This window comes from Faecalitalea cylindroides, from assembly GCF_028321995.1.
In the GTDB taxonomy this organism is placed as follows: Bacteria; Bacillota_I; Bacilli_A; order Erysipelotrichales; family Erysipelotrichaceae; genus Faecalitalea; species Faecalitalea cylindroides.
On the sequence record NZ_JAQLXG010000009.1, the window covers coordinates 56,534 to 79,619 of the forward strand.

Annotated in this window: 21 protein-coding genes, 2 tRNA genes and 1 other annotated feature; of the genes, 19 read left to right on the forward strand and 4 right to left on the reverse strand. The window is 36.0% G+C overall.

All coding sequences use genetic code 11. From position 1 onward, the window contains the following. Window positions 1-22: 22 nt before the first annotated feature. From dnaE to obgE, 6 genes are all read left to right on the forward strand, one after another. On the forward strand, window positions 23-3,082 hold the full coding sequence (dnaE, locus tag PND65_RS06245) for a DNA polymerase III subunit alpha (protein WP_271991344.1): 3,060 nt from the start codon (window positions 23-25) through the stop codon (window positions 3,080-3,082). A gap of 78 nt (window positions 3,083-3,160) precedes the next feature. After that, the gene (locus PND65_RS06250; RefSeq protein ID WP_271991346.1) at window positions 3,161-3,862 is read left to right on the forward strand and encodes a TIGR00266 family protein; all 702 of its coding nucleotides are present in this window, start codon (window positions 3,161-3,163) and stop codon (window positions 3,860-3,862) included. A gap of 89 nt (window positions 3,863-3,951) precedes the next feature. Beyond that, window positions 3,952-4,021 (forward strand) — a sequence feature (ribosomal protein L21 leader region). 18 nt (window positions 4,022-4,039) lie between these two features. Further along, complete coding sequence (rplU, locus tag PND65_RS06255; RefSeq protein ID WP_015535861.1) at window positions 4,040-4,342, forward strand: 50S ribosomal protein L21; 303 nt, start codon at window positions 4,040-4,042, stop codon at window positions 4,340-4,342. 2 nt (window positions 4,343-4,344) lie between these two features. Further along, on the forward strand, window positions 4,345-4,659 hold the full coding sequence (locus PND65_RS06260; RefSeq protein WP_015535860.1) for a ribosomal-processing cysteine protease Prp: 315 nt from the start codon (window positions 4,345-4,347) through the stop codon (window positions 4,657-4,659). Between the two features lie 2 nt (window positions 4,660-4,661). Then, on the forward strand, window positions 4,662-4,946 hold the full coding sequence (gene rpmA, locus PND65_RS06265) for a 50S ribosomal protein L27 (protein ID WP_015535859.1): 285 nt from the start codon (window positions 4,662-4,664) through the stop codon (window positions 4,944-4,946). A gap of 63 nt (window positions 4,947-5,009) precedes the next feature. After that, window positions 5,010-6,293 (forward strand): GTPase ObgE, encoded by a 1,284-nt coding sequence (gene obgE / locus PND65_RS06270; protein ID WP_271991348.1) that lies wholly within the window; start codon window positions 5,010-5,012, stop codon window positions 6,291-6,293. A gap of 21 nt (window positions 6,294-6,314) precedes the next feature. On the opposite strand, the gene rnhC is transcribed toward obgE, so the two are convergent. Next, the gene (gene rnhC / locus PND65_RS06275; RefSeq protein ID WP_270459002.1) at window positions 6,315-7,160 is read right to left on the reverse strand and encodes a ribonuclease HIII; all 846 of its coding nucleotides are present in this window, start codon (window positions 7,158-7,160) and stop codon (window positions 6,315-6,317) included. Window positions 7,161-7,301: 141 nt separating this feature from the next. On the opposite strand from rnhC, the gene PND65_RS06280 reads away from it, so the two are divergent. From PND65_RS06280 to PND65_RS06305, 6 genes are all read left to right on the forward strand, one after another. Continuing rightward, window positions 7,302-7,781 (forward strand): CvpA family protein, encoded by a 480-nt coding sequence (locus tag PND65_RS06280; protein ID WP_271991350.1) that lies wholly within the window; start codon window positions 7,302-7,304, stop codon window positions 7,779-7,781. 9 nt (window positions 7,782-7,790) lie between these two features. Beyond that, window positions 7,791-10,094: an endonuclease MutS2 gene (locus PND65_RS06285; RefSeq protein ID WP_271991351.1), complete on the forward strand. Its 2,304-nt coding sequence runs from the start codon at window positions 7,791-7,793 to the stop codon at window positions 10,092-10,094. A gap of 9 nt (window positions 10,095-10,103) precedes the next feature. Continuing rightward, entirely contained in the window at window positions 10,104-11,900 is a 1,797-nt protein-coding gene (gene uvrC / locus PND65_RS06290; RefSeq protein WP_271991352.1) for an excinuclease ABC subunit UvrC, read from the forward strand. Continuing rightward, entirely contained in the window at window positions 11,893-12,936 is a 1,044-nt protein-coding gene (locus PND65_RS06295) for a M15 family metallopeptidase (RefSeq protein ID WP_271991353.1), read from the forward strand. The genes uvrC and PND65_RS06295 overlap by 8 nt, the downstream gene beginning before the upstream one ends. 11 nt (window positions 12,937-12,947) lie before the next feature. Further along, the gene (locus PND65_RS06300) at window positions 12,948-13,415 is read left to right on the forward strand and encodes a metallophosphoesterase family protein (protein WP_015535853.1); all 468 of its coding nucleotides are present in this window, start codon (window positions 12,948-12,950) and stop codon (window positions 13,413-13,415) included. 83 nt (window positions 13,416-13,498) lie between these two features. After that, a complete protein-coding gene (locus tag PND65_RS06305) occupies window positions 13,499-13,687 on the forward strand; it encodes a hypothetical protein (protein WP_022356138.1) in 189 nt (62 codons plus the stop codon). Window positions 13,688-13,729: 42 nt separating this feature from the next. Here the strand turns inward: PND65_RS06305 and PND65_RS06310 are convergent. Then, a tRNA-Arg gene (locus tag PND65_RS06310) sits at window positions 13,730-13,806 on the reverse strand. Between the two features lie 56 nt (window positions 13,807-13,862). Between PND65_RS06310 and PND65_RS06315 the strand changes: the two genes are divergently transcribed. Both PND65_RS06315 and PND65_RS06320 read left to right on the forward strand, forming a co-directional pair. Further along, entirely contained in the window at window positions 13,863-14,621 is a 759-nt protein-coding gene (locus PND65_RS06315) for an InlB B-repeat-containing protein (protein WP_195375811.1), read from the forward strand. A gap of 58 nt (window positions 14,622-14,679) precedes the next feature. Continuing rightward, window positions 14,680-16,059 (forward strand): MATE family efflux transporter, encoded by a 1,380-nt coding sequence (locus PND65_RS06320; protein ID WP_195191016.1) that lies wholly within the window; start codon window positions 14,680-14,682, stop codon window positions 16,057-16,059. Window positions 16,060-16,067: 8 nt separating this feature from the next. Here the strand turns inward: PND65_RS06320 and PND65_RS06325 are convergent, their stop codons facing one another. Further along, complete coding sequence (locus tag PND65_RS06325) at window positions 16,068-16,691, reverse strand: LemA family protein (protein ID WP_022355600.1); 624 nt, start codon at window positions 16,689-16,691, stop codon at window positions 16,068-16,070. 15 nt (window positions 16,692-16,706) lie between these two features. Then, entirely contained in the window at window positions 16,707-17,756 is a 1,050-nt protein-coding gene (locus tag PND65_RS06330) for a TPM domain-containing protein (protein ID WP_015535850.1), read from the reverse strand. A 117-nt stretch (window positions 17,757-17,873) separates the two neighbouring features. Here PND65_RS06330 and PND65_RS06335 point away from each other — a divergent pair, with 117 nt between their 5' ends. The 5 genes from PND65_RS06335 to PND65_RS06355 all read left to right on the forward strand — a co-directional run bounded on the left by PND65_RS06335 (window position 17,874) and on the right by PND65_RS06355 (window position 23,000). Then, entirely contained in the window at window positions 17,874-18,605 is a 732-nt protein-coding gene (locus PND65_RS06335; protein WP_022355598.1) for a DUF3196 family protein, read from the forward strand. Continuing rightward, entirely contained in the window at window positions 18,598-19,875 is a 1,278-nt protein-coding gene (gene tig / locus PND65_RS06340) for a trigger factor (RefSeq protein WP_015535849.1), read from the forward strand. The genes PND65_RS06335 and tig overlap by 8 nt, the downstream gene beginning before the upstream one ends. Window positions 19,876-19,938: 63 nt before the next feature. Further along, window positions 19,939-22,242 (forward strand): endopeptidase La, encoded by a 2,304-nt coding sequence (gene lon / locus PND65_RS06345; protein ID WP_022355597.1) that lies wholly within the window; start codon window positions 19,939-19,941, stop codon window positions 22,240-22,242. 1 nt (window position 22,243) lies between these two features. After that, on the forward strand, window positions 22,244-22,813 hold the full coding sequence (gene yihA, locus PND65_RS06350) for a ribosome biogenesis GTP-binding protein YihA/YsxC (RefSeq protein WP_022355596.1): 570 nt from the start codon (window positions 22,244-22,246) through the stop codon (window positions 22,811-22,813). A 99-nt stretch (window positions 22,814-22,912) separates the two neighbouring features. Next, window positions 22,913-23,000, forward strand: a tRNA-Ser gene (locus PND65_RS06355). Window positions 23,001-23,086: the final 86 nt, after the last annotated feature.

The window sequence follows — 23,086 nt, forward strand, 5'->3', positions numbered from 1 at the left end:
TAAGTGCATAGAAGGAGAGTTTATGGTTCATTTACATACTAGGAGTGCATATTCATTATTAGAATCACCGTTTAGAATAGAACAGATAGTTGATATGGCTATTAAGTATGGTTTTAATCATGCTTGTTTAACGGACAAACGTTCTATGTATGGAACTATGAAGTTTATCAAACTTTGCCAGGAGAAAGGAATTCATCCAATTGTAGGGTTAGAAGTAGATTCTGTTTATCAAGACCAACCCTTTGATTTTATTCTGCTTGCTAAAAATGATAGGGGTCTGCAAGATCTTTATGCTTTAAGTACGATCTTAATGAATGATCCATCAAAGGTTTCGCTGGAAATATTATTCAAGTATGTTTTGGATTGCATAGTATTAACTGCAGGAGATGATGATTCTCTTGAACAATATATTGATAATGATGAATTAGAAAAATTAGAACAAATTTTAAAATATTGTCATGAGCATATACCGGATTTCTATGTTTCTATTGCGATGAATGATTCAAAATATCGGGCAAATAAAAATGTCATTTTAAAAAGAGTTGCTCATGACTGTGGCTGCAGGACAGTTGCTCTATCTAGAATTTTTTATGCATATAAAGAAGATGTAGAAAAGCAGAGAATCTTAAAAGCAATCGATAAACAGACTACGATTCATGATCAAACATTGAATGTTTTGTATGATCGTTATTATCGTAGTCAAGAGGAAATGAACGCTTTATATGATAAAGATGATTTGAATGCGACAGAAGAAATCGCTGAAAGATGTAATATCCAATTGGCTATGAGAAAGAGTCATCTTCCTCACTTTGAAAATAAATTAGGTATTAACTCTCAAACATATTTGATCAAACTTTGTAAGAAAGGTCTTTTAAAGCGCTTGAATAATCATTTAACAGAAGAATATGTTAGAAGATTGGAATATGAATTATCCGTAATCAATTCCATGGGCTTTACGGATTATTTCTTGATTGTTTGGGATTTTATTCGTTATGCCAGAAGTCAAGATATTTATGTAGGTCCTGGACGTGGTTCTGCGGCTGGCTCATTAGTTGCATATTGCTTAGGAATTACACATATTGATCCTATTAAGAATCATTTATTGTTTGAAAGGTTTTTGAATCCGGATAGAGTGTCTATGCCTGATATCGATACAGATTTTCCAGATGATAGACGAGATGAAGTGATTCAATATGTAAAGGAAAAATATGGAGCTGGACATGTGTCTCATATCGTTACGTTTAATACCTTGAAGGCAAAGCAGGTGCTTCGTGATGTCGCAAGGGTCATTGCGATGCCAATACGAAAAGTAGATGAATTATGTAAATTAATTGGAAATGCCCCCAATATGACGTTGCAGATGGCATATCAACAAATACCGGCTTTTAAAAGAATGATCGATACCGACAAAAAGGATCAAGAATTGTTTGAATTATGTCTTCCATTGGAAGGTCTTCCTCGACACATTTCCGTACATGCGGCTGGTGTCGTTTTAAGTGATCAGGATATTGAAAAAGTTTGCCCTTTAGTTCAAATTGATGAAGAAAATACAGCAACGCAATTCACACAGGAATATCTTGAAGACCTTGGTCTGATCAAGATGGATTTTTTAGGATTGCGTAATTTAACGACGATTTATCAAATTATTAATACTTTAAAACAGCACCATATAGATATTGATATCATGAAACTTCCTTTAAATGATGCCAAGACATATCAGTTGTTATCGAAAGGCGATACGATTGGAGTTTTCCAGTTGGAGAGTGAAGGAATCAAGAATTTGTTACGTAAGATGAAACCTTCTAAGTTTGAAGATATCAGCGCTGTTTTGGCTTTGTACCGACCAGGTGCTATGCAAAATATCGATGAATATATCAAACGAAAGAATGATGCAAGTTTGATTGAGTATCCACATGAAAAACTTATACCTTATTTAAAAGAAACCTATGGCTTAATGATTTATCAGGAACAAGTTATGCAATGTGCTCAGGTTATTGGCGGTTTTACATTGGCACAGGCCGATAATCTAAGAAAAGCTATGTCTAAAAAGAAAGTTGAAATCATGCAATCTTATAAAGAGCAGTTTATTCAAGGTGCTCTAAATAATAAAGTGTCTTATAAGCAGGCAGGAGAACTCTTTGATTCCATGGAACGATTTGGAGGCTATGGTTTTAACAAATCCCACAGTTATGCGTACGGGTTGATTTCCTATCAGATGGCTTATCTTAAGGCAAACTATCCACTATTCTTTTATCAAAGGTTATTAGATAGTGTTATAGGCTCAGAAGTTAAGACAGCTCAATATATATATGAGTGTCAACATAGAGGAATTAAGATATTGCCTTGTGATGTGAATCATTCTCAGGCTTCTTATACGATTGAAAATGATGCTTTACGCATGCCACTTCAAGTCATGAAAGGAATTGGAAGATCAATCTATCCGATTATCTTAAAAGAAAGAACTAAAGGAGAGTTTAAAGATGGTATTGATTTTGTGGTTCGTGTTTCGGCAGCAGGCTTGGGTGAATCATCTTTACGAATCTTAATCGATGGTGGAGCTCTAGATGGGTTTGAATATAATCGAGCAACATGGAATGAAAATTTATCTAAGATTTTAGATTATGCAAGGCTTGTTCGTGTTGAAGAAAAAAATCAGGTTCTTTTTGATTTTACAGTCGTTTCAAGACCTTCGATTTTAAAGATCAAAGAGAATACGCTTTTAAAAGCGCAACGAGAACACCATATTTTAGGTTTTTATTTAAGTGAGCATCCAGTACAAACTTTACGTAAAAAATATCCAAAATGTATTCCAATTTCTCAATTACAGGAAAAGATGGATTATGTGCAGGTGATAGGAAGGGTTGCAAGTTTTCGAACACACAAAACAAAACGACAGGATATGATGTGTTTTATGAATATTGAAGATGAATGCGGCAAGATTGATGTGGCAGTCATGCCGAGTCTTTATGATCAAAATAAGTTAAAAATCGAGCGTAATCAGATTGTCATTGTTCAAGGGAAAAAAGATCGTGATATGTCTATTTTGGCAAGACGATTGGAGTGGGTAGATTCAGATAACTAATATTTTGTTTACAAGTATATGTGTAGTTGTTTATACTTTAGTTGCAGGTGGCAAAAAAGAAAGTTGAGGAAACATATTATGAATTTTAAAATATTAGGCGATTCAGATTGTCCATTGGTACATATTGAATTAAGAACTGATGAGACAATCAAACTAGAACGAGGAGCAATGGCTTATATTTCAAATACCCATTTAGAAGGTAAGATGAACAGCTCTAAAAAAGGGTTTGGCGGAGTTTTGAGCGCTATTGGTCGAAGCATAACCAGTGGAGAAAGTATGTTTATTACGCATGCTACTGGAGAAAGTGAAGATGCATATGTAGGAGCAGCTCCTGCTATCCCAGGTAAAATTCACTGTCTTCATGTAGATGCTAATAAACAGTATCGATTGAATACAGGTGCCTTCTTAGCTTGTGATGACAGTGTAGAGTATGTTATGAAATCACAAGATTTAGGAAAAGCAGTATTTGGAGGCACAGGTGGATTGTTTGTGATGGAAACACAAGGTGAAGGCGATTTACTGGTCTCAGCTTTTGGTGATATTTTAGCTCTTCAAGTGACAAGAGATAATCCAATTCGTATCGATAATGAACATGTTGTCGCATGGGATGCTGCACTTAATTATGATATTTCAATCGCGTCAGGTACATTTGGCTTTACAACAGGCGAAGGGTTGGTCAATGAATTCCATGGGGAAGGTACAGTTCTAATTCAAACTCGTAATATTCATAGTTTAGCAGATGCGGTTCGACCATTCTTACCATCTTCTACAAGTAACTAAATATTATTTAACGAATAATGAAAAAAGTATTAAAATAACTTGACGTTATATGTTCTATTAAGTAAAATAAATGCGTTGCAGACTCCGATTCGGTCTAGCAACCGCACAGAAAAGGTTTAAGTTGCGATGCACACCTTTATGGCGAGTATCAGAATCATTTGAATAGGAGGTGCACATATGTACGCAATTATCGAGACAGGTGGAAAACAGATCCGTGTTGAAAAAGATGCAGTTATCTTTGTTGAAAAATTAGAAGCTAACGAAGGTGATACTGTAGTATTCGACAAAGTGTTGTTCGCCGATGGAAAAATTGGTAAACCATTTGTAGAAGGTGCAAAAGTTACTGGTGTAGTTGAAAAACAGGGTAAAGGTAAGAAAATCACTATCGTGAAATACAAACCTAAAAAATCTTCAACTCGTCGTAAACAAGGACACCGTCAGCCATATACTCGTGTAAAAATCGAAGCAATCGAGGCTTAATAATGGTTACAGTTAAAGTAGTCTGTGCCAAGGATCTCATTTCTTCAATTGAAATTGAAGGACATGCAGGATTTGATGATTCTGGAAAAGATCTAGTATGCGCAGGTGCTTCTTCAATCTCTATTGGAGCATTGAATGCTTTGGATCAATTGTTTAAAAACGATTGTATCCTTGAAATGAAAGAAAATAGAATTTCTATCAAAGTAAAAGAATCAAAGGAAGGTCTTGAACAAGTCTTAAGATGTATTGTAATACAGCTTGAGACAATGGTTGAGAGCTATCCTGAATATATCAGAATCATAAGGAAAGAGGTGTAATCATGCGTTTTACATTAGATATTCAATTTTTTGCTTCTAAAAAAGGAGTAGGTTCTACTAAGAACGGTCGTGATTCTCATTCAAAACGTTTAGGTGCAAAATTAGCTGATGGACAGTCTTGTCATGCAGGAAGCATCATTTACCGCCAGCGCGGAACTAAAATTCACCCAGGTACAAACGTAAAACGTGGAGCTGACGATACTTTATTCGCATTGGTAAGCGGTGTTGTCAAATACGAACGTCTTGGTAAGGATAAAAAGAAAGTTTCTGTTTATCCACAGGCTTAAGGAATTATTTAGATCCCTGGTGATGGGATCTATTTTTTTGGTTATTAGAAAGGAGCTGCTAGAATGTTTGTAGATCAGGTAAAAGTACATATCAAGGCCGGTCGTGGTGGAGATGGAATCGTAAGTTTTAGACATGAAAAATATGTAGCCTACGGTGGCCCTTTTGGTGGCGATGGTGGTGATGGTGGAAATGTTATTTTTGAAGCAGATCCAGGAATGACAACACTTTTAGATCTGAGATATCATCGCAAGGTATTCGCAACTCCAGGAGAAAAAGGTAAAAATAAAAAGATGCATGGGGCAAACGGAGAGGATAAGATCGTAAAAGTACCGCTTGGCACGATCGTAAAAGTTGCCGAAACGGGTCAAATCGTTGCCGATCTCACTAAGCCTCATCAACAACAGATCGTTGCCCATGGAGGAAAAGGCGGAAGAGGAAATTTCCATTTTAAATCCAGTCGTAATACAGCTCCAAAATATGCAGAAGATGGTAAACCAGGTGATGAGTTTGATGCAATTGTCGAGTTAAGAGTCTTGGCTGATGTAGGACTTGTCGGTTTTCCAAGTGTTGGGAAATCAACATTCCTGGACGCGGTTTCACGTGCCCGTCCTGAAATTGGAGACTATCCTTTTACGACCATTCATCCAAATGTTGGTGTCGTTCAAACAAAAGATGGAAGAAGCTTTATTTTAGCTGATCTTCCAGGTCTTATTGAAGGAGCTAGTACCGGTAAAGGATTAGGACATCAATTTTTAAAACATATTGAACGTTGCCGCGTCATTCTTCATGTTATAGATATGGGGTCTTCGGAGGGAAGAGATCCACTGGAAGACTATGAAATTATTAATAATGAATTAAAAGATTATCAGATGCGTTTATTGGAAAGACCGCAAATTGTTGTGGCGAATAAAATGGATCTAGATAATGCCAAAGAAAATCTAGAACGATTTAAGAAGAAATATCCGGATGTAGAAGTGTTTGAAACAACTACAATTATTCACGAAGGATTAGATCCAGTATTAAGAAAGGCAGCGGATCTGTTAGCGACTACGCCTACATTCCCAATCATGGATGATGAAGGAACCGAATCAAGTGTTCTATACACATTCGAAGAGAAAAGACCGGAAATTGAAGTTACGCAAGTTGAAGATCATGTATGGCAAGTTACTGGAACAAAAATTGAACGTGTCTTTAATATCAACAAGCTGAATACAGAAGAAGATTTCTATTTATTTGCGGATCGAATGCGCTATATGGGAATTGATGCAGCTTTAAGAGAAGCAGGTTGTATGGATGGAGATACCGTACAGCTATGTGGATTTGAATTTGAATTTATTGAGAATTAAAAAAAACGCCATTGTGCGTTTTTATTTGTTTATAAGATCAAGTATTTTTTCTGTGTTTTTAAAGTGAATCTTGGCAACTTCATTTAATTTATCCATACCATATTTAAGGACAAATTTTTTTCCACATTGATCGACTTTTTTTCCTGCTCCTTTTTCAAAAGTAAAATCAAATGTTTCCTCAAGCATATCCCAGTATTCTAAGAAAGCATTTCTGGCCAATACGCTGGCGCAGGCAACTGCCAGATATTTGTTTTCGGCTTTGGTCTCAAAATGAATGTTTCTGACGACTTCTTTTTCATTGGATAAATAGCGATAGTAGCTCTTTTCTTGAACAAATTGATCGATGATAATGTGTTCAGGTAAAGTGTATCCTTTTTTGATCAAGTTCAAATAAGCTTGATTGTGTAGTTTACATTTGATATCAACCATGTTGTGCTGCTTGTGCACGCTGTTGTATTTAGAGCTGGATACGATCAAGATCGTATGTGGGCAAAGCGATTTAATTTCTTTTGCGAGCACTCGTATTTTTTCATCGTTTATTTGTTTTGAATCCTGAATCTTTAAGTTTCGTAATACGTCCTCATTTTCTTTGGATACGATGACGGCACTGACCACAACTGGTCCAAAATAATCACCAGTTCCTACTTCATCACTTCCAGCTTGAGGAAACATATTTTTTGATTCTGAAGAGCTTTCTTGAGATAGCCAGTTAAGATCTTTTCCTTGAAAGACAACTTTCCCACTTGTATATGCAGTGATCGTACAAGATTCGAGTTTAGCTTGATAATATGTATAAGCAGGTTGGCTAACTTTTAATACATATGGATCGATTTGTTTTTTGAGTTGTTCAATCTGCTTTTTTGACATTATTTTCGTTATTGTGTTCATGCAAGCATTGTAACATATTTTTAAAATGGAAGGGATTATTTCTTGGAAGTATGTAAATGTGTTTTGTGATTTTTCAAATCGTGATAAAATACACACATGATAATAAATGTAGAAGATTTTATGATCTATAATATGATCATCATTGTTGTGAGTGCCTTATTTTTATTTTTGGCATACCGTAAAGGATTTATGCGACAATTATTCGATGTCGTTTCTTTAATTGCCTCATATATCGTTTCAGGTATGTTATGTGGTGCTGTAGCCGATATATTTCCTATATATCAAATCAGTACGCCTGTATCGATCATTAACGATATCAGTACTTCTTTGATCAATGCGATCATTTGGTTTGTTATTTTGATCGTTGTGTTTCGTATTGTATATTGGATCTTGTGTTTTTTGATGCGAGGAACCTCCAAGATCAAAACCTTATCGTTTATCAATCACATGCTTGGGCTTGTGCTTGGTGCTGTTAAGGTATTATTGATACTTGGTCTCATTACGATCCTTTTAAGATTGCCTTTTATTGAAAATGGCAGTTTATTTGTGCAGAGTGGTGTTCTATCTTTTGTGGACGAACTAATTTCATATATTTGGTAGGTGATGTTTGTGGAAAATTATCGAGAAGAATTAAATAAAGCTATTGATTTTGATCGCGTCTTGGAGCAAGTTGCATCGTTTGCTTCTTTTTCATGCTCGAAAAATGAGATTAAAGATTCACTTCCTCTCCATGACCGTATGGAAATTATGGAGCATTTAGATCTTGTAAAAGAAGGTCTGGAATTTGTAAGAAGTGGATCGATCTTAAACATGGCAGGGTGTCATGACGTATCTGGATATGTCGCCAAAGCATCAAAGCGCATGATCTTAAATGGAAAAGAATTATTGGATATCATGACTTTCTTAGTCGCTTGTCGTAGTGTTTATAATGCATTTGATGAAACATATCCATTGTTGAATGATCATGCTAGAAGCATGACGTTATGTACAGATTTAGTAACATCGATTCAAAAACAAATTGATATGACAGGTTCCATCAAAGAAGATGCAACATCATTATTAAAAAATAAACATAAGGAATTAATAGACACTCGCTTAGATTTACAAACAAGATCTCGATCTTTTCTTAAAAAGAACAATTCCAAATTGATGGAAGCAATGACGACCACAGTTTCCAATCGTTTATGTGTGCTTGTTAAGGCACAGGATAAATATAGTTTTGGCGGTATGATCCATGGCTCTAGCCAAAGCGGGTTGGCTTACTATGTAGAACCTCAGGAATTTATTTCATTGAACAACCGAATTCAAATGATCATCTCTGAGATTGAAGAAGAAAAACAAAGAATTTGTAAGGAATTGACCAAAAAAGTAGCGTCTAATTCAATCGCAATTTCTTCTAATTTAGAAACGATGACATTAATTGATACAGAACTAGCCAAGGCAAGATGGGCATATCGTTATGATGGGTGCATTCCTGTTATTCAGACCAGGAATCATGCTATGTTACTGGAGCATGCCAGACATCCATTGATTGATGAAAAGAAAGTGGTTGCCAATAACTATACTTTAAAATCAAATGAATATTGTTTAATGATCTCAGGCCCAAATATGGGTGGAAAAACTGTGACATTAAAAACTGTAGGACTTTTTGTCGCTTTGAGTCACTGTGGTTTTCCTGTGCTTTGTCATAAGGCAACGATACCATTTTATACATCTATGTATTTTGATATTGGTGATAATCAATCCATTGAAAACAACTTGTCTACTTTTTCTTCACACATTTCAAAAATATCAACTATCTGTAATGAATGTGATGAACGTTCTTTTGTGCTTTTGGATGAAGTAGGAAATGGTACAGATCCTTTACAGGGGGCAAGCCTTGCTGTAGCAATCTTGGATTTTTTAATTAATAAAGGTTGTACGATCATTACCAGTACTCATTATTCACAAGTTAAGGCATTTGGTAAAGCCAATGAACATATATTGGTTTCCAGCGTAGAATTTGATAAGGATACATTGAAACCGACTTATCGATATATTCCAGGGGTGTCTGGAGCTTCATATGCGTTTGATATCGCTGCTCAATATCATTTAAATGCAGCTATCTTAGATAAAGCTGTTCAATTTAAAAATGAGAATGAACAAAATGTTGAAAAAGAACTTGAAAAGTTAGAAAAGCTTCAAAATGATGTGTTAAAACAAAAAGATCGTTTCAATAAATTGATCCAAGATGCTCATAGGCTTCAAAAGGAAGCAGCTCAAAAACAAGAAGAATTGGATGCGAGAAAGATGTGCTTTGATCGTGAGTATGAAGAAAAGCTGAATGATATGCTGGAAGAAAAAAGAGCCGAGGCAAAAGAAATCATTGATGAGTTGCGCAAACAAAAACATCAAAAAATCCATGAACAGACTCAAATGATGCATAAGATCAACTTGTTAGGACCTGAAAAGGAAGAAGAACCGGAAGCTAACGAAGATTTGAAGGTAGGAGACTATGTGCGTGTTGTGGATTTGAATTCACATGGAGAGATCCTGGATATACGAAAGAAAGAAGCAACGATCTTAACTAATGGAATGAAGATGAAGATCAAGTTATCGCGTTTAAAGAAGATGCCTCGTCCACAAATAAAGAAAGTTTCCTCTTCTTCAGTAGATCGTGTTTTCAAACGTTTCCCTTTGGAGATCAACTTGATTGGTATGCATGTTGAAGAAGGACTAAAGGCATTGGATGATTATCTAGATCAAGCGGTTGCACATAAAGTAAAACAAGTTCGTGTTATTCATGGAATGGGAACAGGAAAGTTAAGGAATGCAGTTTGGCGTGATTTAGATAAGCATCCTCAAGTGAAATCCAAAACTAGCGCAGGTCCATCAGAAGGTGGTCTTGGGGCTACAATTGTAGTGTTGAAGTAGGTGAACCGTATGATTTCTCAACATCTACAGGATAAATTGGCGCTTTTACCAGATCAGCCTGGATGCTACATAATGAAAGATGAAAAAGGGAAGATCTTGTATGTAGGAAAAGCCAAAGTGTTAAAGAATAGAGTTCGTTCTTATTTTCACGGTGTTCACGATAATAAAACAACTCGATTAGTTTCACATATTCGAGATTTCGAATTTATCGTAACTGGTTCTGAAAAAGAAGCTTTATTATTGGAAATCAATTTGATCAAGAAACATACACCACCATTTAACATTATGTTTATGGATGATAAATCGTATCCATACATCGTAATCTCTAAAGATCCATGTTTTACTGTTCGAGTTTCACGTCAGGTGAAGAATAAAAAGGATACTTATTATGGTCCGTATCCAAGTGCTCAGTCAGCTTATGAAATTGTTCGATTGATCAATCAGATCTTTCCAATTCGAAAATGTAAGAATATGCCTAAGCAGCCATGTCTTTATTATCACATGCATCAATGTCTGGGATATTGTTTTAAAGAAATTGATAATAAGGTCAATGAAGAAAATCGCAAAGCCATTCGTCGCTTTCTTGATGGGGATGCTAAAGAGATCATAGATGATCTTACAAAGCAAATGCAACAGGCTAGTGATGAGCTTCGCTTTGAAAGGGCAAAAGAAATTTATGACTTAATTCAAGCCATTGAACATGTAATTGAAAAGCAGACAATTGATTTTAAAGATCGTGCTTCGCGCGATGTTTTTGGCTGGTATGAAGATAAAGGATATATCTCTTTTCAAGGCTTTTTTATTCGAAAAGGGAAGTTATTGGAAAGAACCCTTAGTATCGAACCAATCTATGAAGATACGATGGAAGCGTTTGTATCCTATATCGTTCAATACTATCAAAAGAATATTGTTCCCTCTGAAATTTTAGTACCAGAAGGAACACCAGTTGAGGTTTTGGAAGAAGCTTTGGATACAAGAGTGCATATACCAAAACGAGGAGAAAAGAAGAAATTAGTCGATCTTGTCATCAAGAATGCCAAAGAAGCGCATGACCAAAAATTTCAGCTTGTATTCCGTAAAGATAAAGAACTCGAAATGGCCAATCAACATCTTTCGAGAATCTTTCATGCAAAGATAGAAACGGTTGAAATGTTTGATAACTCGCATATTTCTGGAGCTTATAATGTGAGTGGGCTGGTTGTCTTTGAGAATGGTAAACCAGATAAAAGCCAATATCGCCATTATAAATTAGATGGTTATGTGTCGGATCTAGACAGTATGAAAGAAGTTATATACCGCCGCTATTTTCGCTTATTGAAAGAAGGGAAACCAATGCCAGATCTTTTGTTGGTAGATGGTGGTGCTTTGCAAATCAACGCGGCTAAAGAAATAAAGGAAATGTTGGATCTAGATTTACGTATAGCTGGTTTGGTCAAAGATGATAAGCACAGTACAAGGGCTTTGATTGATGAAAATCTAAATGAGATACCTTTAAATAAAGAAGATCCTTTGTTCTTTTTATTGACAAGGATGCAGGATGAGGTACATCGCTTTGCCATTAGCTATCATAGAAAACTTCGATCAAAAGGAATGACACAATCTATGTTAGACACAGTAAGCGGTATTGGAGAAAAGCGTAAAAAACAGCTTTTAAAACATTTTAAGAGCATGAAACAGATACGTTTGGCAAGCGTTGAACAGTTATCCGAAGTTTTACCACAGGATGTAGCGCTTAGTTTGTATCAGCGTTTGCATGAAGAAGATAAGCAGAGTATAATTCCTTTAAAGGAGTCAGAGAATGGATAAAAAAACGCTTAGTCTAAGAGTTTTATTGATCGTAGTCTGTTTCTGTGTTGGATGTATTTGTTTCTATCAGATCAATCGTTCCTATGATCCGCTTGCCCGCTATCCGTATGTTACTGAGGAAAATAGAGATATCATATTGGAAAAGCTGGATAGTGAAGATATAGACTATCTGATTACGCAGCAGATCAAACCAGAAACATTTCTTCCATTTATCGATGAGCCAGATTTTGATCTTCATAACGCATATTTATATAGTGCTGCCAAAAGTGTTCAAGATGCATCGAATGATTATATCGTAAATTTTGTGAATAAATATCGTCAAAACTTTTCTCGAGATATTCTTGTGACTTTGTTGAAGCATTATACTTATGTTGATTTAACTACATTTTATGAAAATGAAGCCATTTTTAATGAAAATCTTGAACTCGTAAGTGATCCAAGTCTTCCTTATGTTATCTTGAATGAGAATAGTACAGTTTATAAATATGTTCCATCAGATCTAGTGAGCGTTTCTTCTGTTTCTGTAAGAAGTGAAGTAGCTTCGAATCTTCAATCTATGATCCAGGATTTTGCTTCTGTGATGAATAATGAAGTTTCATTAGATCTTGCGCAAGGATATTTATCGTATGAAGCTATCATGGAAGAATATGTTCAATTAAATAATCGAATCCCAGATCAGATTAATGATTATATGCTTCCGGCAGGTCAAAATGAATTTCAATTAGGATTTACAATTGGTTTACAGGAAATGGATGAATGGATCAATCTATGCATAGAAAACAATGTATATGTAACTAGAGATTATACGACAGTTTTAGAAAACTTATCAGATACCGCTCGACTAAAAATGGATTGGCTCCGAGAAAATGCATATCGTTATGGTTTTGTCATTCGTTATCCTGAGGGTAAAGAATCTACAACAAACCAGCTTTATCAACCTTTTGTATTACGATATGTGGGGGAGCAGACCGCAAGACAAATGCATGATAAAGATGTATGCATGGAAGAGATGACTTTTGAAGAAGAATTAAATTAAGAGGAAATATGATGAAAATTATTGTAGTCAGTGATACACACTATCGAAACGATATTTTGGATGAACTTATTGATAAACACAAGGATGCAGATCTTTTCATTCATTGTGGAGATTTAGAAGATGATCCTCAATGGTATCCACAGTGGATCTTTGTTCGAGGAAATAATGATTACTTTGTTGGATTTGAAGATGAACGCATCATTGAGGCACAGGGCCACCGTATTCTTGTTCTTCATTCACACCGTTGTTCGTTTTTAAATCGAGAAGAAACATTAGCTTCTATGGCATACGACAATGGTTGCGATATCGTTCTTTATGGGCATACGCATGTTTCAAAGATGACATGGAAAAATGGAATCTTTTTGATGAATCCTGGATCAACAACAAGCCCCCGCGATGGCAAAACGCCTAGTTATGGAATTTTGACAATAGACGGAGCTCATGTTGAAGGACAGATCGTTCACAGAGAAGATTGGTAAGAAAAAGCCTGGCGTTGTCAGGCTTGATTTTATATGTCATTCTTTTTAGAAGTGTATTATAATAAAAAAAAGGGGATGTTGTGATGAAGTTAAGAAATTATGTTTCGATCATGCATACAGATTCATATATTAAGATCTATAAACAGAATCAAAAGAATTTGATCATGGAAGGGAAATTGGATACATTAGATCTTGATGCTTATTTGGATAAAGAAGTATCTCTAGCCTCTGGTTCAGCAGATCGTCAGGGTGTGGTTTTTATTATTGAATAAAAAAAGAACTGCATGATCTGCAGTTCTAAATGTAAATAGAAATGGCGTCCTCGGAGAGACTCGAACTCCCGACCGTGCGCTTAGAAGGCGCATGCTCTATCCAACTGAGCTACGAGGACAGCAAAAGTATTATAACAGAAAGTATTTTTAATTTCAACACGAGGTTTTAAAAGATATGGAAGAGAGAAAAGGTTATCATTTTGCCGGATGGTATATAGATAAAGAGTGTACAAAAAGGATCAATCCGGGAGGAATATTGCCTCATACGATGAGCTTATATGATAAATGGATTCCTATTTGGTATCCGGTCGTGTATCAAACAGACGGTGGTATGAATTCAAGAAAGAATCCTAAATATATCACGATAGAGTCAGGTGTTATTCGATTATATCCGGCAAAAAAACAAGGGAAGATATTTGAAGGCTGGTATTTAGATGGGAAGAGAGTTGAGTATATTCCTGAACAGCAATGTCAGCCTGTCACTTTGGTCGCAAAATATCGCGATTTCAATACTGTTCAGTTTGAAACGTTTGGGGGAGCTATTATTCCAAACATGCAGACAAACTCTGATAAAAAATTAGAAGATATACGTACACCAATGCGATTAGGATATACGTTTATGGGATGGTATTGGGATTTGGATTATCATTGGCAGTATACATATGATCAAACGATCGAGGAAGATTGCACATTGTATGCCCGCTGGGAAGTGACACATTTTTCAATCATATACGATGTAGGAAAAGGGTATGCCTCAAGGTCGAATCCAAGGACTTATACATATTTTGATAAGACGATCAAATTAAAACCGGCTAAAAAAGAAGGGTATCGATTTGTAGGCTGGTTTGATGAAAGAGGCAATGAATTGATTGAAATTCGAGAGCATTCCTTAGGGGATAAAAAATTGATAGCGCATTTCGAAAAGATGGATTAAAACATCTTTTCTTTTTTATGATTATAGTGTATATTTCCAAAGGCGAAAGGGTGATTCCATGTATAAAAATCCACTTGGGTTTGAAAAGTTATCTAAGCTTTTAAGAAGTTTTGCGATTCCCAGCATCATATCAATGCTGGTAAGCTCTCTTTATAATATTGTAGACCAGATTTTTATTGGTCAGGGTGTTGGTTATTTAGGGAATGCGGCTACTAATGTGGCCTTTCCTTTAACGACTATCTCAGTGGCAATTGCTTTATTGGTAGGTATAGGAAGTGCATCACGCTTTTCTTTATATATTGGAGCTAAGGAAAATGACAAGGCCGCTTGTGTGGTGGGCAATGGTTTTGTATCTATGTTGATCTTGAGTGCTTTATATGTCATTCTGGTCCTGACTTTCTTAACTCCATTATTGTATGCCTTTGGCTCAACGGATCAGATTTTCCCTTATGCGTATTCTTATACGCAAATCACAACATGGGGCGTTCCATTTTTGATTACGACCAATGTAATGTCAAATATGATTCGTGCAGATGGTTCACCTAAATATTCAATGGCTTGTATGGTGCTTGGCGCTGTAATTAATACGATCTTGGATCCAATTTTTATCTTCGTATTTGATATGGGAGTTGAAGGGGCTGCATGGGCTACGGTAATCGGTCAGATTGCCAGTGCTTTGATGGCTTTACGATATCTAAAATTATTTAAGAATGTTAATCTGGTCCGCTCGGATTTTCGTTTCTCATTTCATGAATTTTTATCTACGAGTGCTATAGGTATCAGTTCCTGTGTAAATCAGATTTCATTGATGCTTGTACAGATCATATTGAATAATTCAATGACGTATTATGGACAATTTTCCATTTATGGGCAGGAAATTCCTTTGGCTGCCTGCGGTATTGTCATGAAAACCAATGCAATTCTTTTAGCTATCATCATTGGAATTTCACAAGGGATGCAGCCAATTGTTGGATTTAATTATGGGGCTAAACAATATGATCGTGTCCGAGGAATTTTCATGCTTGCATTAAAACTGAATCTAGTGGTTTCTGTCATTGGGTGGTCTTTATTTCAATTTTGTCCTGGAATGGTTTTATCAATTTTTGGCTCGGGCGATAAATTATATTTTGAGTTTGCGATTCGTTTCATGCGAACATATTTATTCATGGCGGCTATTAACGGAGTGCAGATGTTATCTTCTGGATTCTTTAGCGCGATAGGAAAGCCTTTAAAAGGGATGGTCTTGTCCTTGACCAGACAAGTGTTGTTTTTCATTCCACTTGCCTTAATTTTTCCAATCTTTATGGGGTTGGATGGATTGATATATGCAGCTCCTGTTGCCGATTTTGTTGCGTTTATAGTCAGTGTTTGTCTTTTAAGACATGAATGGAAGAATCTTTATCAATTAGAAAAGAATCAAAAAGCGGCGATCGATTGATCGTCGCTTTAGTTAAAATCGACTGTTGGTGCATCTTGAGCTTCATCACTCGCTTGATATTTTTCTTTTGGAGAAAAACCAAATATACCTGCAATGATGTTATTAGGGAATTTTCTTACATATGTGTTGTAATCCTGCACAGCTTGATTGTAATTATCTCTTGCAACGCTTAGACGATTTTCAATGCCTTCCACACTCGTCATAAAATCCTGCATGACTGTTTGAGCTTGAAGTTGTGGATAAGCTTCAATTGCAACATTGATATCGCGCAGAATCTGACTTGAAGCAGCATCAGCTTGTTCTAAATCAGAAGTAGTGGCATTGGAATCGAGTGTAAGATTTCCATCTTCGTCAATAGCTACACCTTCCATGTTGCTACGTAAAGCTGCAATATCTTTGTAGACTTCGCTTTCATGATCCAGAATGGCCTGTACACTAGGCATGAGTTCATTGATCTTATCAAGTCTGGATTGTAGTGAAGTTTGAATGTTTGCCTGCATTGTTGTTACATTTTCTTCTTTCTCAATCATTGTATTGTAAGGAGAAATAAAGATAGCACCTAATGCAATTACGATAACACCAACAACGATTAATATTTTTCCCCATAAAGGGAATTTTTTTGTTTGATTCATATTTTTTATCCTTTCTTACCAGCTTCCGCCAGCTCCTCCGCCTCTTGATGAACCTCCGCCTCCGGAGAATCCACCAAATCCGCCAGAACCAAATCCACCACCGAAGCCGCCACGGCTTCTATGAGAAGTGTATCTATGTCGGTTCGATAACATAGAACCCCATAAAAGGTATTCTAAAGTACGATCGTTTCGTCTTGAGGAATTTGGTCTGCGAGTTACGTGAACGGGGATTTGTTTCTTTGTATGTTCATTTAGTTTTTGCAAGGTAATCAAAGTTTTCCCAATGGATACACCAGTGATCCAACCATCCGCTTCAACTTGTACAATTGATGGATCTTGGCTGGATACGAGGATACTTTCATCGTTGAAATCATATCCTCTGACATTTAGTTTATATCTTTGTCCTGGTTTAAGGATAATTTCGACATTCGAAGAACCAGAGAAACTGTAATAAAATAAGATAAACAGAATTATAGCAATCAAAATGATTGTAAAGATCAAATTGAAAAATCCGTTTTCTTCTTCCTGATTCGTGTTTGCAGCTGCATCTAATTCACCACTGTCAATCCCATTGGTGATGGCATCAATGATTTGATAGTATAAGTCTTCCAATCCTTTTTGATAGTTGCCATCTTGAAATTGAGGAACAAGGTAGTCGGTTTGTAGATGTTGACTTGCGATATCGGTAATTGTACCTTCAAGTCCTGTTCCAACTTCCATGTATCGTTCCTTTTCTTCCATGCTGACGATAAATAAGATACCATTATCAAGATTTTCATCACCTAAGCCATACTTATTAAAAGTTTTGTAAGCGACTTGACGAATATCCTGTCCTTCTAAAGAATCTACAGTGATGAATACAACCTGCGCACCTGTGTTTCCTTCCAGTGTACTTCCAGCTTGATTCATCTTTGATTCTGTTTCTTCATCAATTAAATTAGCATAGTCGTTAATGTAATTATTGATTTCCAGTGTATCTTCGCTTGCTCTAACAACGGTTAGTGAACTGCCAAAGAAAAAACATATGATCAGACAAAAAAATAGTTTGCCTAATCTTGACTTCATAACTGCTCCTTTCGTTATCGTCATTATATACTATTTAACATCGCTTGAAAAGCAGTGGTATCCGTTGATTATTGGGGTACTTTATGTTAAACTTAACGTGTTTCGCTAGGAGGTAACGTGAACGCATATTATCTATCTTTATTAAAAGAGATTCAAAAACAGATTGATGATAAAAGTTATCAAACAGCGTACGATTTGATTCATCAAGAATTAGAATTGCCATATGTTCCCAAGGAAGCTATGGAGGTTCTTGAAGAGTATCAAAAAGAATGCCTGAGCCACATGGATAGACCGGTTCGTTCTGCCGATGATGAGCAATTACAGGCATGGATCCAAGGAAGTTTGCAACAACAGGAAAAAGCTGTTTCACTGTTGCAAAATCTGAATCTAAGAAATTATCATGATGAGGTTCAAACTCTTCTAGATTCTAAGCTACTTGATGAATATAAAGGAGAGTTGATCGAAAGTTTGATGGAACAAAAGATCGACGATTCTTATATAGTGATCAAAAACGGATTGGAAATAACATTTATTCCAAGCTCGATCATTTCAAAAGATGAAGACGATGTATTGATTCGAGCTAGAGAACTGTTTGATCAATGGTTTTCAAACAACAATCCAGCTTTTCAAAATTTCTGTAATCGTTTGTTAGAGCAGGAAGTTTTGGAAGTTAGACCATTTGATTTTATGGATCAGGATCCTTATGTTCTGGCCAAAGCAATTGTCAGATTGGTGTTGGAAGCCTTTGGACAATCCGACCAGTTAGCAGCTTTTATACAAATACATGAGTTGCAGGATGTGGCTGATATGCCATTAGAAATTGAAAGACGAGGAGATAACGATGACTAGTAACTGGACTTTAAATGAAAAATCTACTGGTGTTCTTGAAGTAACAGTAGAAGGTGATGCTTGGAAAAAAGCACAGAATAAAGCTTTAAAAAAGATCAAATCACGTATTAATATCAAAGGGTTCCGTCCTGGACAGGTTCCAGAAGCTTTGATCAAAAAACAGATTTCTAAAGAAGCATTATATGCTGAAGCTGCAGAAGAAATCGCAAACGAAGCTTTAGTTCATGGTATCGATGAAAATAAACTTGAATTGGTAGCTCGCCCTACTTTAGATATTAAAGAAGCAAATGATGACAAAGTTGTCATGGCATTCAATTGTGTTGTTTCTCCAGAAGTGACATTAGGAGATTATAAAGGCCTAGATATCCATAAAGAAGAAGTGGAAGTAACTGAAGAAGATATCAACGCAGAAGTTGAACGTATCCAGAATCGTTATGCTGACTGGGTAATTCGTGAAGAAGATGAAGAAGCTCAGTTAAAAGACCAGGTAACAATCGATTTCGTTGGTGAAAAAGATGGTGTTGCCTTTGAAGGTGGATCTGGTGAAAACTATCCTTTGGAATTGGGATCAGGAACATTCATTCCAGGATTTGAAGAACAGCTTGTTGGTGTAAAAACAGGAGATCAGAAAGATGTAGTTGTTACATTCCCTGAAGATTATCAGGCAAAAGATCTTGCGGGACAGGAAGCAACATTCAAAGTTACTGTTCACGATATCAAATACAAAGAACTTCCAGAAGCTAATGATGAATTAGTTCAAAAATTAAAGATGGATGGTGTTGAAACACTTGAACAGTTCAAAGAAAAGAAAGCTGATGATCTAAAAGCGCAGAAAGAAAAATCAGCTGAAGATGCTTTCGTTAATGCATTGATTGAAAAAGTTTGTGAAAACGCTACTGTTGAAATTCCAGAAGTAATGATCGAATCACAGATCGATCGTGAATATAAGAATTTTGAAAACCGTATGATGCAGAGTGGATTTACTGCTAAACAGTATCTTGAAGCTGTAGGACAGACAGAAGCTCAGCTAAGAGAAACAATGCGTCCAAGTGCAGAACAGAATGTAAAAGCAAGTCTAGTATTGGATGCAATCGTTAAAGCAGAAAACATCGTAATCGATGATGAAGCTGTTGAAAATGAATTCAAACAGATGTCTGAAACTTACGGTATGGATGTTGAAAAAATCAAAGGAATCATCAATCCAGAAAACGTAAAATATGACTTAGCTCAACAAAAAGCATTAGAGTTGATTAAAGAGTCAGTAAAGTAGTAGAATATATAAAATAAAAAGGCGCTATGCGTCTTTTTTATAAATAGACAAGGGGGAATACTAATGTCTCAAACTTATCCTTTAGTATGTACCAAAGGTGTCATTATCTTCCCGGATCAGGAAATTGTAATTGATGTTGGAAGAGAAGCATCTTTAAAAGCTGTGGAAAATGCCAGAGATAATTACGAAGACAAAGTCGTACTTTTCTCTCAAGTAAAACTTCAACAGGAAAATCCAACATTCGATGATATTTATCATGTTGGAACATTATGCGAAATTCGTCATGTACGTAAATTTGAAAATTTCTTACGTATTAAATTTAGAGGATTAGACCGTGTAGAATTAAAAGAATGGTCAAAAGGTTCTTTAAGTGATATGGGTACGGTAGATATCTTGCATAGCTATCGTCAAGATGAAGTGGAAGAAGTTGCATTGGTTCGAATGATTGCCGGTGCTTTTGAAGCTTTACCACATGTTGAAAAGTTCTTATCAAAGGAATTGATGATCGAACTTTCTAAAGGAATTGGAGCCGATGTATTAAGTGATAAAGCGGTTCAAACATTTCCTTTATTAACAGAAAGAAAACAAGAGTATCTTGAAACACTTGGTATTAATGATCGTTTAGAAATGTTATTGGCTGATATGGAAAAAGAAAAACGCATGTCAGAAGTAGAACAGAAAATCAATGAAACGGTCAAAGAACGTATAGATCAAGGTCAAAAAGATTATTATCTACGTGAAAAAATGCATGCGATTCGTGAAGAATTGGGCGATGTTGTTGAGCAGGATAAAGATGCAGAACAGATTCGTAAACGCCTGGATGAAAATCCATACCCTGACTATATAAAGAAAAAAGTAAAAGAAGAATTAGCTCGTTACGAAATGCTTCCAATGGCAAGTGGAGAAACGGGTGTCATCAAAACATACATTGATTGGTTAATGGATCTTCCTTGGTGGCAGACAACACAGGATAATGAAGATCTAAGCGCTGCTCAGGATATTTTAGATGCGGATCATTATGGCTTGAAAAAAGTTAAAGAACGTATCATGGAATACCTTGCGGTAAAACAAATGACTAATTCTTTAAAAGCACCAATTATTTGTTTAGTTGGCCCTCCTGGTGTCGGTAAGACATCTCTTGCGAAAAGCGTAGCTAGAGCATTAGGAAGAAAATTTGTTAAGATGTCTTTAGGTGGTGTTCGTGATGAAGCAGAAATTCGTGGCCATCGTCGAACATATCTAGGTGCTTTACCTGGACGTATCATTCAAGGTATGAAAAAAGCTGGTACGATCAATCCAGTGTTTTTGATCGATGAATTGGATAAAATGGCTAGTGACTACAAAGGAGATCCATCCAGTGCAATGCTAGAAGTATTGGATCCTGAACAGAACAGCCTATTTTCAGATCACTACATTGAAGAAGCTTATGATCTTTCTAAGGTCTTGTTTATCGCTACCGCAAACTATTTGGAAAACATTCCACCTGCATTACGTGATCGATTGGAGATCATTGAGCTTTCAAGTTATACAGATATTGAGAAAGTCAATATCGCAAGACAGCATTTATTACCAAAACAATTGTTGGAAAATGGTTTAAAACCATCTCAGTTGAAAATATCTGATGACATGATCTTATACTTGATTCGTTACTATACACGCGAAGCCGGTGTGCGTCAGCTAGAAAGAACGATCGCAACAATTTGTCGTAAAACGGTATTGGCTATCTTAAAAGACAAAAAGAAATCCATTACTATTTCTAAGAAACTAATTAAAGAATGGTTAGGTAATGAAAAAGTAGAATACGGAAAGAAAGAGAAAAAAGATCAGGTTGGTACAGTTACTGGATTAGCTTATACTAGTTTTGGTGGAGACATTCTTCAAATTGAAGCAAATAAATTTGAAGGTAAAGGAAACTTGATCTTAACAGGTCAATTAGGAGATGTCATGAAAGAAAGTGCTAGCATTGCCCTAGACTTTATTCGTGCACATGCCAAAGAATATAAGATCGATCCTAAGATGTTTGAAAAAATGGACGTTCACATTCATGTTCCTGAAGGAGCAGTTCCTAAAGATGGGCCAAGTGCTGGTGTTACAATGACAACAGCTTTAGTATCTTGTTTCTCAGAAATTCCAGTAAAAGCTAATTTGGCTATGACTGGTGAAGTGACACTACGTGGAAATGTACTTCCAATTGGTGGCTTGAAAGAAAAATCACTGGCAGCACATCGAAGTGGAATTGATACGATCTTGATTCCAAAAGGCAATGTGAAAGATTTGGATGATATTCCAGAAGAAGTAAAGGAATCTGTGCATTTTATTCCTGTTTCGACTGTTAAACAAGTTTTGAACGCAGCTTTGGTACAGTAAGATGATCGCACAGTTTGTTACTTCAGCCACTCAAAAATCTGAATGGCCAGAAACCACATTACCAGAAGTAGTTGTTGTTGGTCGCAGTAATGTAGGAAAATCAAGTTTTATCAATGCTTTAACAAATCGAAAAAAACTCGCTTATGTAGGAAGCACTCCTGGAAAAACAAGATTATTAAATTTCTTTGATATTGATCAAACATGGATGCTTGTCGATGTGCCAGGATATGGGTATGCGAAAATGTCTAAATCAAGTTTAGAAAAACTTGGGCATATGATGGATGAATACTTCAATGAGAGAGAACAGATCAAGTGCGTTGTTCAACTTATTGATGCACGACATGATCCTACCAAAGATGATAAAGAGATGATTGATTTTTTTAAAGAAGTATCGATTCCTATTGTCATTGTTGCGACTAAGATCGATAAAGTACCTAAGACAAAACGAATAAAAGCTCTAAAAAACATTTCACAGTGTTTACAAATCCCGTTAAAACAAGTACATGGTGTTTCAAGTACAGAAAAGATTGGATTTGAAGAAGTCTTAGATACGATTCAAAATATGTTTTAAGAAAAAGCCATGATAGAGGAAATTAAAAAATCCTGTCTATCATGGCTTTTTATGTTTTTGTTGACAGAAAAATTCTAATTTAGTACTATATTAAAGCTTGGAGAGTTGTCCGAGTGGTTTAAGGTGCAGTCTTGGAAAGGCTGTGTAGTGAAAGCTACCATGAGTTCGAATCTCATACTCTCCGCCATATGCTCATAGGGGGTCTAACAGTTAAAAGTTAGATCTAAAAAAGGACTGGAATTCCTTAAATGGAAACTCCAGTCCTTTTTGTCT